Source organism: Affinundibacterium baiyunense, assembly GCF_018139645.1.
Classification (GTDB): Bacteria; Pseudomonadota; Gammaproteobacteria; order Burkholderiales; family Burkholderiaceae_D; genus Undibacterium; species Undibacterium baiyunense.
On the sequence record NZ_JAGSPM010000005.1, the window covers coordinates 62,593 to 75,006 of the forward strand.

The 12,414-nt window shown below is 45.9% G+C and carries 9 protein-coding genes; 4 read left to right on the plus strand and 5 right to left on the minus strand.

The window, feature by feature from the left end; genetic code table 11:
- The first annotated feature begins 188 nt into the window (after positions 1-188).
- From KDM92_RS09570 to KDM92_RS09585, 4 genes are all read left to right on the plus strand, one after another.
- Positions 189-1,028, plus strand: a complete 840-nt coding sequence (locus KDM92_RS09570) for a c-type cytochrome (RefSeq protein WP_329603146.1) — start codon at positions 189-191, stop codon at positions 1,026-1,028.
- A complete protein-coding gene (locus tag KDM92_RS09575) occupies positions 1,025-2,452 on the plus strand; it encodes a cytochrome c (RefSeq protein WP_212684136.1) in 1,428 nt (475 codons plus the stop codon). The genes KDM92_RS09570 and KDM92_RS09575 overlap by 4 nt, the downstream gene beginning before the upstream one ends.
- 92 nt (positions 2,453-2,544) lie before the next feature.
- Positions 2,545-5,211, plus strand: a complete 2,667-nt coding sequence (locus KDM92_RS09580; RefSeq protein ID WP_212684137.1) for a M1 family metallopeptidase — start codon at positions 2,545-2,547, stop codon at positions 5,209-5,211.
- Positions 5,212-5,309: 98 nt separating this feature from the next.
- Positions 5,310-5,855 carry a DUF1236 domain-containing protein gene (locus tag KDM92_RS09585; protein ID WP_230408270.1) on the plus strand — a complete coding sequence of 182 codons (546 nt, stop codon included), beginning with the start codon at positions 5,310-5,312 and terminating at the stop codon, positions 5,853-5,855.
- Positions 5,856-5,986: 131 nt separating this feature from the next.
- Here KDM92_RS09585 and KDM92_RS09590 read toward each other — a convergent pair whose 3' ends face one another.
- From KDM92_RS09590 to KDM92_RS09610, 5 genes are all read right to left on the minus strand, one after another.
- On the minus strand, positions 5,987-7,144 hold the full coding sequence (locus KDM92_RS09590; protein ID WP_212684138.1) for an acetyltransferase domain-containing protein: 1,158 nt from the start codon (positions 7,142-7,144) through the stop codon (positions 5,987-5,989).
- A gap of 164 nt (positions 7,145-7,308) precedes the next feature.
- Positions 7,309-9,483, minus strand: coding sequence for a TonB-dependent siderophore receptor (locus KDM92_RS09595; RefSeq protein WP_212684139.1), 2,175 nt, complete (start codon positions 9,481-9,483; stop codon positions 7,309-7,311).
- Positions 9,484-9,537: 54 nt separating this feature from the next.
- A complete protein-coding gene (locus KDM92_RS09600) occupies positions 9,538-10,242 on the minus strand; it encodes a DUF3299 domain-containing protein (protein ID WP_212684140.1) in 705 nt (234 codons plus the stop codon).
- Positions 10,243-10,271: 29 nt separating this feature from the next.
- Positions 10,272-11,585, minus strand: coding sequence for an ABC transporter permease (locus KDM92_RS09605; RefSeq protein ID WP_230408272.1), 1,314 nt, complete (start codon positions 11,583-11,585; stop codon positions 10,272-10,274).
- The gene (locus KDM92_RS09610) at positions 11,567-12,406 is read right to left on the minus strand and encodes an ABC transporter ATP-binding protein (RefSeq protein ID WP_230408273.1); all 840 of its coding nucleotides are present in this window, start codon (positions 12,404-12,406) and stop codon (positions 11,567-11,569) included. The genes KDM92_RS09605 and KDM92_RS09610 overlap by 19 nt, the downstream gene beginning before the upstream one ends.
- Between the last annotated feature and the right edge of the window lie 8 nt (positions 12,407-12,414).

Below are 12,414 nucleotides of genomic sequence, written 5' to 3' on the forward strand. Positions count from 1 at the left end.
TTGGGTTGAGTTTTGTAGTGCTAAATAGATGTTAGCGAAAGTTGATGGAAGTTAATAGAAGCTAATAGACGTTAATATGCATCAAAAAATGATGCATGTTTTAAAAGACGCTTGATAGATGGTGTCACCAATTCGCAGTTGGTGGCATGCAAATATCAAGCGTTTTTGATTTAAGAATAGAAAAGATGATGATGGAACAAAAACTGTTTGCAGTTGCTGGCCTTGCAGCAGAATCAGGAACTAAGCGAATGACTAGGGCTAAGGTCGTCGCCACAACATTTATCTTAAAACTGAGACACGCGATTAGTTTTGGATTGATTTTTTTAGCGGGATTTAGCCATCAAGCCCATGCTCAAGTAGTGGAAAAAAGTGTACAAACTATAAATGCGCAAGCCGTGACAAAATTGGATAGTCTGCAACAAAGAGTCAAAGCTTGTGTCGCGTGCCATGGTCAAGAAGGGCGGGCGACAAGTGATGGTTTTTATCCGCGTATTGCGGGCAAGCCAGCTGGTTATTTGTTGAATCAATTGCGCCATTTCCGTGATGGAAAACGTGTTTATCCGTTGATGACATATATGGTCTCGCACATGAATGACGTGTATCTGCAAGAGATCGCCGATTACTTTGCGAGTTTAAATCCACCGTATGCCGCTCCACAAACGAGTCAAGCTACGCCTATCGAAATGGAGCGTGGTCGCTACTTGGTGAAAGTTGGTGATGCAGAGCGCAAGCTGCCAGCGTGTATCGCCTGCCACGGCGACAAGATGACGGGTGTAGCGCCATTTATTCCTGGTTTGCTTGGTCTTCCGCGCGATTATTTGGTAGCGCAGTTAGGTGCTTGGAAAACCGGTAGTCGTCACGCCGCAGCACCAGATTGTATGCAAACCGTTGCTAAACAATTAGATGCAAGTGACATTGCGGCTGTCTCAGCTTGGCTCGCGGCGCAGACGATGCCAGTCGATACTAAGGCGATTACTGCAAGCAAAGATTTTAGCTTGCCAATTGCTTGCGGGAGTATGAAGCCATGAGTCACGCTATCGAAAAGAACAAAACAAGCCTTGCTAAGAAGGTGCTCAAATTCAGCGCAATCTTGATTGTATCGCTATTGCTGCTACTGGTCTTGATTGCCTTGCATGGTTATCGTCTTGGTGATGCTTATTCTGATTTGAGTAAAGATAAGCAAAGTAGTCATTCGCAGGATAGTCAGAGTAAGCAGGACACCCAACTTAGTAATGAAGCCGAGCAAGTAGCATCTCGCCATGCATCGAACGCGATTTTGGAACGCGGCGCTTACTTAAGCAAAATTGCGGATTGCATGGCATGTCATACGACACGCGGTGGTGCAGCGTTTGCTGGAGGTCGCGTGATGGAATCGGAATTTGGTCAATTCATTACGCCGAATATCACACCAGATAAGCAGACCGGTATTGGTAATTGGACTGCCGAGGATTTTTGGAATGCATTACATAATGGACGTGGCAAGCAAGGGCAGTTGTTGTATCCAGCCTTTCCGTTTGTAAATTACACGCATATTAGTCGAGCGGATGCAGATGCGATATTTGCCTATTTGCAGAGCCAGCCTGCGGTTGTTCAACAAAATCTCGAACATCGTTTGGTATTTCCCTACAATCAGCGCGCTGGCTTGGCATTGTGGCGAGCGCTGTATTTCAAACCGGGTGAGTTAGCTTATCAGCCAGCGCAAAGCCAAGAATGGAATCGTGGCGCCTATTTGGTACGAGGGTTAGCGCATTGCAGCGCCTGTCATAGTAGTCGTAATCAGTTTGGTGCGAATAAAGGCAGCGATGATTTCTCTGGTGGTGAGATGGCGGGGATTCGTTGGTATGCGCCTTCTTTGGTAGCGAAACATGAACTCAATTTGTCGACTTGGAGTGCGGTGGATTTAAGTCAGCTTTTGCAGCATGGCGTTAATCGTCAATCAAGTGTGAATGGCCCGATGGCAGAAGTGGTTAAAGCGAGTCTGCAATATTTAACGGATCAAGATGCGGCAGCGATGGCGAATTATTTGCGATCGTTGCCACCGCAAGAAAAAACCGCACCCGATTTTTTGGATAGAGCAATTGCGAGACCAAGCGTATCGAAAGAGCAAATGCTGCAAATGATGGAAGCCGGTGAGACCATTTATCGTGCGCAATGTATTGATTGCCACGGTAAAAATGGCGAAGGGCAAGCTGGCATTTATCCAGCGCTTAAGGGCAATCCTTCTTTGCAAATGGAGTCGCTGAGTAATCCAATTCGCATTATTTTGGCGGGTGGTTTTTCTCCTGTGACCAAAGGCAACCCACGTCCATACAGCATGCCACCATTCGCGCCATTTTTAACCGATACCGAAGTCGCGCTGGTGCTCACTTATATCCGTAATGCTTGGGGCAATCAAGCGAGCGCGGTTGGTGCTGCCGAGGTCAATCCTTATCGTACCGCGAGCTTAGATTAAACATCGCAAGTTTGGAATAGTTGATGCGATCTAGGCTTGTTAAGTTGAAGTAACTGAGCAAAAAAATAAATTAAATAGAGAGATAAGGGAAAATGAATCGTCATTTGATATCGTTGGCTGTATGCAGCTTGCTAGGCAGCATGTTCACACCTGCCATTGCGGCACCTGACATCGCATCCGCTAAGGTCGATTATCGCAAAGTAAACACCCAGCTACCGCGCCATGTAAGGCCGATTCATTACGATGTATCCATCAAGCCAGATGCAGCACAGGCGCGCTTCTCAGCAAAAGTCGGCATACGTTTAATGGTATTGAACGCCAGTCACAGCATCACACTGAATGCGACGGATCTCACTTTTAAGAAAATACGCTTACTAGACGAGAACGGCAAAAGCATTAGCGATGATGCAAAGGTGGAGATCAACGCAGATCAGCAAACCGCTACGTTCACGTTTTCGCAGCGCTTAAAGCCCGCCCAATACAGACTAGAACTTGAATACGATGGGCTAATCGGCACGCAAGCGGTGGGATTATTTTCACTCGATTACGATAGTCCACAAGGCAAGCAACGAGCGCTGTATACACAGTTCGAAAATTCGGATGCGCGACGTGTGATTCCTTCTTGGGATGAGCCTGTTCACAAAGCCACCTTCAACGTCGAGATGATCGTACCGCAGGCGCACATGGCGGTGAGCAATATGCCCGTCTTATCGCGTACCGACCTTGGTGATGGATTTAGCGTGGTCAAGTTTGCGAAGTCGCCCAAGATGTCGACATATCTTTTATTCTTAAGTGTGGGCGATTTTGAACGCGCCACTGTGATGGCGGATGGTACAGAAATCGGCGTGATTGCGAAACGTGGTAGCCTCGATCAAGCCCGTTATGTGTTGGAAGAGTCGAAAGGGATTTTGCGTGAATTTAATGACTACTTCGGCACCCGTTATCCTCTGCCAAAATTAGATAATATTGCTGCACCAGGACAAAGCCAGTTCTTTAGTGCGATGGAAAACTGGGGCGCGATTTTTACCTTTGAAAGCTCGATCTTGCTTGATCCAAGCTTTTCAACGCAAGCGGATAAACAACTCGCATTTGTCACGGCAGCACATGAAGCTGCACATCAATGGTTTGGTAATTTGGTGACTATGCAATGGTGGGATGATTTATGGTTAAACGAAGGCTTTGCGTCGTGGATGGAAAACCGAACCATGATGCGATTGCATCCCGAGTGGCAGCCAGAGTTTAATGCAATTTCGGTTCGTGAACAGGCGATTGCCTTAGATGCATTGGCGAGCACTCATCCGGTTGTACAAAAAATCGAAACGGTCGATCAAGCTAGTCAAGCGTTTGATAGCATCACTTACCAAAAAGGTGAGGCGGTGATTCGCATGTTAGAGAACTATGTCGGTGCCGATGCATGGCGACAAGCAGTGCGCTCATATATGCGCACGCATGCGTACAGCAACACACAATCGCGCGACTTGTGGAAACAAGTGGAAAAGGCGGCACGCAAGCCTATCGTGGCAATCGCCAAAGACTTTACTGAACAAGCTGGTGTACCTTTAATTTATGTGGATGATGTCGTTTGCAAAAACGGAAAATCGATTATTAGCTTGCGTCAGGGTGAGTTTTCAAAGGACTTACCGAATAAGAAACCTTTGCATTGGCGCGTGCCGGTAGTGGCACAAGTGGCAGGAACCAAGGTGATCGGTAACACCTTGGTCGTCAATGGTAAAGCGAGTTTGCAGTTGCCCGCTTGCGGCCCCGTCGTGGTCAACGCAGGTCAAATGGGATATTACCGTACACTTTATGCTCCGCGAGTTTTTACCGAGTTGCGCAAAAACTTTAGTGATATTGGTGCGATCGATCAGCTTGGAATTTTGTCAGATAGCTGGAATCTGGGTTTGACTGGGCATCAATCGATTGATGCTTATTTAGATTTGGCGAAAAACTTATCGGCAGATATGAGTCCGCATGTGTGGAACCAAATCGCCAATGTTTTTTCGACGATTCATGCATATTTGCAGGACGATCCAACGCGTCAAAAAGTCTTCCAACAATGGGCGTTCCAACGCCTATTGCCGCTAATGCAGCAGCTAGGTTGGCAAGCGCAAGAAAACGAAGCTGAACAGACTGCGAATACACGTGCGGCGATGATTTCTGTATTGGGAAGTATGGGCGAGCCCAGCGTATTAGCCGAAGCGCGTCGACGTTTTGCGGTGATGGATAGTGATGCTAGTGCAGCACCAGCAGCTTTACGTTTACTCATTTTGGGGATTGTTGCAGAGCACGCTGACAGTGCTACGTGGCAGATTTTGCATGAAAAAGCTAAAGCAGAAAAATCGGCATTGGTAAAACAAAACCTCTATGAATTGCTTGCCGCAAGCGAGGACAAAATCTTAGCGAAACGCGCATTGGATTTAGCTTTGACCGAAGAACCAGGATTGACCACAAGTGCCGCGATGATTCGACAAGTTGCGGCAAATCATCCTGATATGGCATTTGATTTTGCGATTGCCAATATGGCGAAAGTGAATGACCGAGTGGATGCCACATCACGTAGCCGCTTCTTCCCATCACTGGCAAATAGTTCATCCAATCCACAAATGATTAGCAAGCTTAATGCATACGCCGACGCCAATTTAGATCAGAGTGCGCGTGGTGAACTGCAATCCGTGATCGCAGCGATTGAGTATAAAATCAAGCTCAAACGAGAACGTGTACCTGAAATTCAGGCGTGGTTGGATCGCTTGGCTAGATGAATAAAGTGATCAATTTTAGAATTGATCAAGACTATTCGTAACTGGACGCGACTCTATGTTAGGTCTATGATGGACTTTTAAGTATTAGGAGACAAATGATGAAATCTTCAATGAACGTACGTAAAGCCTTGTGTATTGCACTTGGCGCCATGCTGATTTCTGCACCGACGATCGCCAAACAACCAAGTTGGCTGAGTCTCGATCAAGGTAAGTCGGACCAAAAGCATGGTAAGGGTCATGATAAACATGACAAGCACGATAAACATGATAGACAAGAAGACCGTGACGATGATCGACGTCAAAGTGATAGAGGCGAACGCCAAGTAGCGAGTCATTATTTCACGTCGCAACAACGAACACTCGTGGTTGATTACTACACCAATGAATTTCGCAGTAAAGGCTGTCCACCAGGCTTAGCCAAAAAACAGAATGGATGTTTGCCACCTGGCCAAGCCAAAAAATGGAAACGTGGTGCCGCTTTGCCTAGAGACGTGATTTATGAGGATGTGCCTCAACGCGTTATTTCTGTCATTGGCGCACCACCTTCTGGTCATAAATATGTACGCGTAGCAAATGACATTCTGTTGATTGCGATTGGCACCAGTATGGTGATCGATGCTATTGATGATTTGAATCGTCGCTGAGTTGACTCTGAGCTGACTATGCGTTGATTCGGCAAGGAGTTGGCTGAATGAACGCTGTATACTGCTCATCGCAGCGCAGCCAGTAGTATCGACGCATCGTCATTTACGATGCGTCGATTCATCTTTGTATTTCACAAATAACGTATCCAAGCTTGTTTGCTTTGACGTTTATATCGCGCAAATTGTCGGCAAGGGTAGTACAGCACAGGCACTAACAATGCTGCACAAAGCCATACTTGCCAGACATGTTCTACGCCAAACCGCGCACCATGATTGGCGCCAAATACTTTTACTAAGATCGTTTGCAAAATCAATAGCAAGTACAAATGCAAGATGTAATAGAACATCGGTGCAGCGCCAATATCTGCGCAAAATTCTGTAAAGCGAGATTGGCGCCGTTCTAACCAAGCAAGACAAATCAAGCCAGAGCCAATCGTGAGTAAGCTAAATAGCAAAGACGGTGGATATTTTTGGAAATTTAAGTATGACATCACAGTTATGACAATATCTTGATGCTGTTGCCACGCTTGATTTTCTCCATAGATATTGAAGCTACGTAGTAGTAATAAGGCCGCAAGCGCGCCACATCCAATCGCCAACAGATAAGTTTGCCGTTGTTTACTTTGGATCGTCTGCTGATATAGCGGCCCACAACAATAGCCAATTAGTATGATGCCTATCCAAGGCAGTAGCGGGTAACTAATTTTAATCATATTAAATGGCTCAAGTAAAAAGCCACGTTGAAACATCACTGTCCAAATCGTGTAAGCAGGATGGTCTGGACTTAGTTTGATATCGCTAATACTATTGTGTCCAGCGACGATCAATAAGCCAATGCTAAACAATAAAGGCAGCGGTAACTTGTGTAGCAAGCCTAAGCTGATCATCGCTAAACCTATCACCCAAATGACTTGCAGATACCAGATGTTTGGCGGGAAGTGACCCGACCAAGCAAAGTTGATGATGGTGAATTCTAATAAGATGAGAAACGCACCACGCTTTACTAAGAAGCCGGTGGCGTCACGCTGCCCACCATGTAGGTGTGCTGGATGGGCGTATAGCCACGCAGATAGTCCCGCTAGAAAAACAAAAATCGGGGCGCAAAAATGTGCACTAAAACGGGTAAAGAAAAGCGCAGGATCGGTTTGCTCAACCAGCATCGGATCGGCGACTTGTTTGTGTAAATAAATCGTTTCTCTTACATGATCAACGAGCATCAGTAACATGATCATTCCACGTAGGCTATCAATTGCGCTAATTCTATTGCGTAGGTTGTTGCTGGTAGTCATAGTAGTTTGTTGATTGGGATGAAGTTTGAGTGTGATTTAAACTGAAATTGCACCTTAAATTCAGCTCAAAATCCTTCCTAAAATAGTGAATCCTAAAATCACAATTTGGACGAAATGAGTCTCGTCCAAATTGTATTTCTCATTTATTGAACGATGCCAGTAAATCAAAGCGATACACGCAAGTTCACACGCACTTGTCGTTCACTGCCAGGTTGCACCCATAATTGGCTATAAGCGCTAGCATAGTATTGGCGGTTGAATAGATTATTCACTTGAAGATTTAATTGCATCTGACGATTGATGCGGTAGTCGGCCAACAGCTTGACGGTCGTATAAGCTGGTAGCACAAATTGACTACTGATAGCAACGTCGCCGTATCGTTCTCCGATGTACTGTATGCCCAATCCTACTCCACTTGTTTGGCCTGCCAACTGAAAGTTTTGTTTGAGAACCAGATTGCCACTGTGACGTGGCACGTTAGGAAAACGACTGCCTGTCAAAATTAAATTGTCTCCGCGACTGACCTTGGCGTCGGTGTAAGCATAGGCAGCGGCTAGTTTTAGGTTTGTATTGAGTTCGCCTTCGAGGTCAAGTTCTAATCCTTTGCTATTGAGTTCTCCAGCTGTGACCGAAAAGTCGGTGTTAACGGGGTTGGTCGTTAGGACATTCTTTTTGTCGATATTAAAAACTGCAATCGTACTAGAAAGATTTTTTTGCGGATTTTCCCACTTCATACCTAACTCGTAAGAATCGCTCTGTTCAGCTTGGAAGGCAGTGTTGTTAATACTGACGCCACTGTTGGGTCGGAATCCTTTAGATGCTGATAAGTAGAATGCAAGATGCGGAGCCGATTGGTAGACGACGCCAATACGCGGACTATGCGATTGCAAGGATTGTTGATTTACCACTGCTGAGCGACGATTTTCTACGCCTTGTTGGTAGCGATCTATGCGCATACCTATCAATGTTTTCCATTGCGCATTCCAATCAATTTGATCTTGAAAGTAGAGCGCATTGGCTTCTTGATTTTCTTTGGTGTTGATGGAGAGCGCTAGTGGATCTGCTTGTTTTCCATATACAGGTCGAAAAATATTGATGCTATACGGATTGCTATTGGAAGGATTGCGTCGCAGTTGTACACGCTCGTCGGCAAATTGCACGTGCTCGATACCAAATAAGCTTTGGTGTTGGATACCAGCGATAGTATGTTTGCCAGCTAATTCAATTCTAGCGCTACGATCGGAAGCGGAAAAATCGCGATAACGTCGTTGACGACGCAAAGTCTCATTATCCGCAAGCAGGGTACTAGCTTCTGTCGAGTAACCTTGAATTTCGCTGTCGCGATAAGATAAGCCAGACTGCAATACCCACTGTGAATTCAAATCGTGTTGAAAAAATACTTGATGTCCCAGCGATTTGACTTGCATGCGACCATCGCCTGGCTCACCTAAAAAACGTGAATTAGGTAAGACTCCTAGTTGACCTTTGATCGCAACTACACCGCGATCAAATGGCGATTTTTGTTCACTTGCTTCGATTTCATAGGATAGTGTGGTGTGATCATTGATACGCCAAAGCATAGACGGCGCGACAAAGAGTTTGTCACTGTTGAGATAGTCGCGGCTGCTATTGCTCGATTCGCGCGCGAGATTGAGTCGATATGCGAATTGTTGATTGATAGGACCAGTTAAATCGACAGCGAGACGTTTTTCTTGAAAGCTACCTAGCTGAAAATCCATTTGAAATGCATTATCGAAACGTGGTTTCTTCGTCAAAATATTGATTGTGCCACCAGGTTCTCCACGTCCATATAAAGCAGAGGCTGGTCCCTTTAACACTTCAATCGCGTAGGTATTGGCATTGTCACGCACGCCGTTATAGCCACGACTAGAGTTGACACCATTAACCATATAGTCAGAGCCAAAATTGGGATCGCCAGTAAAACCGCGCATCGCATAGCTATCCCATAAACCACCAAGATTGCTTTGACGTTGTATGCCACTACTCAAATCCAATGCGTCGCGTAGTGTGGTTGCACCGGTATCATGTAATAGTTCGGCACTAAGTACACGGGCACTGATCGGTAGTGCGATCAATAAACTATCCGTCTTGGTAGCACCTGCAACAGATAATTGTCGATATTGTTTGTGGCCTTGAATGTGAACTTGCTGCGGTTCAATCTCATTAACTCTTTCGGACGACGCCTTATGCGCTGTTGTGCTTACTGCTTCGTCGCTTTTAAGGTTTGATAGACTATCGGATGTCGCCTGCGCGCTAGATAGTTGTGGATAGAGACTAGCGAGTAGTAAAGCGAACGCGGTATTGGTTGATGGTTTCATATTAAGCAATGTAGGAAATGTTATGACTAATAGTGGTAAAAAAAGGTTGAAGACTTAGCGTCGATTCGTTTCTTTATAAGGTGTGACTTTGACCGCATTGAGTCGATAGCCCGCGGTGCCAAGTTCGGTTTGGCTGCGAACACTTTCAAGCTGACCAGAAACCCAAACGGCATCCATAGTCTTGATCGGTTGCGCCTGTGCTAATTGAACTTCGATAATTTGGTTAGCTGGCGGCGGTGGTGTATGTAGACATCCACCAAAATAGGGGACTAACAGAAAAGCGCCTACCTTGCCGTTCTCGATATCGAGTGGAACAACGAAGCCAGGAATTCGTATTTGCTGTTGATTGAGCAAAGGATTGGTTGGCGCGTTGTCCCAAGCTTTTCTGAGTTTTTGAAGCGCAGAAATTGCACGTGGATCTGCATCGTTAAAATTGCCAAGATCCATGTTCTTAAAATCAGCACTGGGGTCCCAGTCAGCGGGAATGAGTTCTTCCCATGAGATGGTCTTAAATCTAGTAGTCTTGCTTGTTGTATCCAGCGTCGCCGACTTGGCTTGATTATTTGGTTTTAGCCGATCACCAACTTGGTAGGTTTTGTTGGTGTCATGATTGGAATTTGCTTTTTGTGTGCTGCTTTTTTTCAGGCTGTCGATTTCTTTGGTCTGCGCCATGCTTAGTTCAGACAGCGCGAGAATACAAGCGATGACACCTAGGGTAATGAGGATAACGACGCTTACGAGCTTTACGGATATTTTCATATTATTCAGTGAAAGTTAAATTCAATTTGCTATAGCCGATTCGACAGACCGTCATTGAGCGTATATCGATAGGCGCGCCAAGCTGGAATCATTCCCGCCAATAAACCGGCACCGAGGAGTAGGGCGAGTGAGCCTATTTCACTACTACGAATCAAGCTAAGTTGCAGTGAAATACCGAAATGGTTTTGTAAATGTGCACTACCAAGTAGGCTTAACAAATCCACTAAAAGCACACCACAAGCAATACCTATTAGACTGAGCATTGCGCTTTCTACCAACAATAAGATGGCAATGTGGACGGGACTTGCGCCAACGGCGCGCAATATCGCTAATTCGCGCCGACGTTCGTTTAAGCTGGCAGAGATCACTGCGATCAAACTGCAAAAGCTAATTAAGCCGACCAGTGCTGCAATACCAAAAAGAAGCTGCTCTACCTGACTTAACATTTGCCATAACTCATCAAGCGCAACACCTGGAATCACCGCTAGTAAAGCTTCTTCGCCAAAATTATTGATCGAGCGTTGAACACGAAAAACAGCACTACGATTTTTTAAGCCAATCAGTGCCGCCGTGATTTGTTGCGGTTCTAGATCGAACTTACGCACATGTTCGGCCGCAATCGAAAATTGTGGAATGGGCGCACCTGCTTGCCAATCTAGATGCAGAGCTTCAATGGCTTGTAGGTTGACGTGTACGGTGCGATCAACGGGTGTGCCAGTTCGCTCTAAGATGCCGATCACACGAAAGGCTTTGTCGGCATGTTCCAGTGCTTGTTGCGCATCCATCCCATGACTTAAAGTAATCTCGTCATTGATTTGATAGCTGAGTTGTTGCGCAATCTCTGCACCGATAACCGCGCCAAAGACGTGATCTGCACCGTCTTGAAAGAAGCTACCCGCACGTAAGCGCAGCTTTTGTTGTTGACCATAACGCAGATGTTCAAAGTAGGCAGCACTGGTACCAAGGACAGGAAATCCGCGATGTGAGTCTCCTAAAGAAATTGGCACCGTCCAAGCAATTGCAGGATGGCGAGCGATTGATTGATAACTTTCCCAACGTATATTGTTACTCGCATCGCCAATGCGAAACACCGAGTACAGCATCAATTGAATTGGGCTGGTTCTAGCACCGATGATTAAATCTGTACCAGCAATTGATTGTGAGAAGCTAGTGCGTGCATCTTGTCGAACCCGCTCGACCGTCAGTAATAGGGTGCAAGAGATTGCAATCACAAACACGACTAAACTCAATGTGTAACGACGGTTCAATGCACTCTGCAAGGCTATCTTTACTAGCACACGCCAGCTGTATCCAAGAGGTGATTTCATGCTTTGGTTTGCCATTCGAGGAAATTCACTTGACGATCAAAGAAACTGGTAAGGCGCAGATCATGGCTAACAAATATCAAGCCGGCTGATGAGGAGCGACATTGCGTGATTAAACATTCCATAAAATCACGCTGATGTGCTTCATCCAGAGCGGAAGTCGGTTCGTCCGCGATGATCAATTGTGGGTTGCCAATTAAGGCACGTGCAGCGGCAACACGTTGTTGCTGACCGATACTTAAATTGCCAGCGGGCTTATTCCAATGCGATGGTGCAATGCCTAATTGTTCCAATAAATGCTTAACTGCTTCAGTCGCAATCGCAGCGCTTATTTGATTGCTACCTGTGGTCGCACATGCCGCCTGTAATCGTCGGGCAGAGAACTGACACGGCAGCATGACATTGCTGATCAAGTCAAGATAAGGAATAAGATTAAATTGCTGAAAGATGATGCCCAAATGATCAACGCGGAATTGATCGCGCTGTGCCTTTTTTAAGGTATTGATGTTTTGGCCTAAGAGACGAATGCTGCCACTATTTGGTTCCAAAATGCCAGCACATAAACTCAGCAAAGTGCTCTTGCCACATCCACTGGGGCCGTGAATAAAAACGCGTTCGTCTCGTGAGAGTGTGAATGTGGAGATCTGTACCTGCGCCGCTTCTGTTTGAGAATCTGTCGACTTCCATTTGAACTGCATATCACTTATTTGCAGTAAAGGCTGGGTCTTCTCGCTTAGATGCTGTGGGCAGCTTGGCACGAGATCTGCGCCCGCATCTTGCACTAGGTTTGATTCAGCCATGTTTGGGTTCTGCATTTGTATGCTAGTTGGAGATTTCATCAATAGCA